At 41.0% G+C, this 2,461-nt stretch carries 3 protein-coding genes; all 3 read right to left on the reverse strand.

Annotated features, from left to right (window positions below; all coding sequences use genetic code 11):
• Positions 1-491: ferredoxin--NADP(+) reductase (locus REG_RS08800; protein WP_039908380.1), on the reverse strand; the 491-nt coding region annotated here is incomplete at its 3' end.
• Between the two features lie 438 nt (positions 492-929).
• On the reverse strand, positions 930-1,445 hold the full coding sequence (gene crr / locus REG_RS08805; RefSeq protein WP_006707668.1) for a PTS glucose transporter subunit IIA: 516 nt from the start codon (positions 1,443-1,445) through the stop codon (positions 930-932).
• 50 nt (positions 1,446-1,495) lie between these two features.
• Positions 1,496-2,461: phosphoenolpyruvate--protein phosphotransferase (ptsP, locus tag REG_RS14840; protein ID WP_039908384.1), on the reverse strand; the 966-nt coding region annotated here is incomplete at its 5' end.

Here is a 2,461-nt window from a genome sequence, read left to right on the forward strand (position 1 = left end):
CCGTTGAAACACTTTTTCAACTGTTGCATCAGCGGTAAATAGTTAAGATCACAACTCAGTCTAGCAGCATGTACCAGTACTATGTGTTTAAAACGTGCTAAATCTTCTCCTGCTTGTAAGATTGATAAATAAGGACCTATACCGGTACCTGTTGCTAGCATCCACAAAGTATCGCAACTGGGTATTTCAGATAAAACGAAAAACCCTCTGGCTTCCTCGCTGATCATAATTTCTTCATTGACAGATAATTGATGCAAGTGAGGACTAAGCTGACCTTTTGGGATTTTTACCAGATAAAATTCAAGATGATTATCACTTGGCGCATTGACATAAGAGTAAGCGCGCGTTACTCGTTTACCATCGATCAGTAGAGCGAGTTTAGCGTATTGACCCGGGCTAAAAGCAGCAATAGGCGCCTTAATTTTGATCCTAAACAACGTGTCCGTCCAATGCTCTACATCAATCACTTTACCCTTAACCCACTGCGCCATAAGATTTCATCTCCCACTTTATTGTAGAGCAGCCTATTTTTACACAAGAACGATTTTTTCATTCCGTCTTAGAGCCTATTCGAAATCCTCTTCAGCGATGCTCAATTGAGAAAAAATGAGCGAAAAAGCACAGTGCCTTTTTATATTTAATGAAGAGAGCAAGTGAGCATTTTGAGCTCGTTTTTGACAAGAAACTGCTTGCAAAACCGTAGCCAGGGATGTGAAGTCAAGGCACGCGGCGCACAGCAACCGCAGTGTACACATGCAAGTACATGAGGATTGCGAGCACCGTGCAACGCAGAAATTCACACCACGCAGTAGGTTATGCAAGCAGTCTAAATATCAGCGAGCACAAGAGATTTCGAATAGGCTCTTAGTGACAGTCAATCGCTGCCTGTGTCAAGACAGCTTAGCGGCTGTGTTTTTAAGCACAGTATTTTATTTTTTAATGTGAATAATCGGTGTTTCACCGACGGTAACAATCCCTGTCAGTTTAGTCATTTCTTTCATTGCTTCCATATTGGAGATAACAACAGGTGTCAGGACAGATTTCGCTTTCTCTTGTAACAAAGCAAGATCGAACTCGATAATCACCGCGCCCTTTTTAACCCGTTGTCCTTCTTCAGCAATACGTTTAAAGCCTTCGCCTTTCAATTCAACGGTATCAATACCAAAATGGACGAACATTTCAATACCACAATCAGATTCAATGGAAAAAGCATGGTTAGTTTCAAAAATTTTGCCAATGGTACCATCAACCGGCGCCACCATCTTATTGTTATTGCCTGTTGGCCTAATCGCAATCCCATCACCTACAATTTTTTCTGCAAAAACAACATCTGGTACATCTTCAATGTTCACAATTTCACCAGATAACGGTGCGACAATTTCAACAGTAGCATCGTCTTTTTTATCGTCTGATACCAGAGACTTTAGCCTATCGAGCAACCCCATGAATGTCCTCCTACGTATTAATTTTTGGGTTATATTCCATAATTTTGTTGTCAACCAAGGTTTTTGTCTTCGATGAATTGTTCCACTAATTTTCTTACCTCTTGCGCCGTTGCTTGAGCCAAGGCGTTTTCTGCTAGCGCCTTGGCATCTGAAAACCTAACGTTACGAATAATTTTTTTGATACGGGGAATCGAAATAGCACTCATGCTGAACTCATCCAATCCCATTCCCAATAGCAGCAGTGTAGCACGTTCATCTCCTGCAAGTTCACCGCATATCCCCGTCCATTTTTTCTGCGCATGAGATGCTTCAATCACTTGTTTTATAAGGCGTAATACTGCCGGCGACATGGAATCATAGAGAGAAGAAATAAGCTCGTTACCACGATCTACTGCCAAAGCATATTGAGTTAAATCATTGGTTCCAATACTAAAAAAATCCACTTCTTTTGCCAGATGATCGGCCATGATTGCTGCTGCTGGCGTTTCTACCATGATACCGATTTCAATGTCTTCATCGAAGACCTTTTTTTCATCTCGTAATTGTTGTTTCAGTATGTCAAGTTCCTTTTTCAATTCGCGCACTTCATTGATTGATATAATCATTGGAAACATAATGCGCAATTTTCCAAATGCGGAAGCACGTAAGATAGCCCGCAGTTGAACATGTAAAATTTCTTTACGATCTAAACAAATACGAATGGCTCGCCAACCTAAAAACGGATTATCCTCTTTCGGTAATCCCATATAAGGTAGGTCTTTATCACCGCCAATATCCATCGTCCGAATAATCACTGCCTGGTTATTCATCTTCTCAGCGACAGCTTTATAGTCTAGAAACTGTTTTTCTTCTGTAGGTAGCCTATCACTATCCATAAACAAAAATTCAGTACGATACAAACCAATACTTTCTGCGCCATTACGCTTAGCACTGTCGATATCTTGTACTGTACCAATGTTAGCTGCCAATTCAACCTGATGCCCATCTAGCGTCATCGCCGGCATATCTTTGAGTTT

The sequence above is a fragment of the Candidatus Regiella insecticola LSR1 genome, assembly GCF_000143625.1.
Lineage (GTDB): Bacteria > Pseudomonadota > Gammaproteobacteria > Enterobacterales > Enterobacteriaceae > Regiella > Regiella insecticola.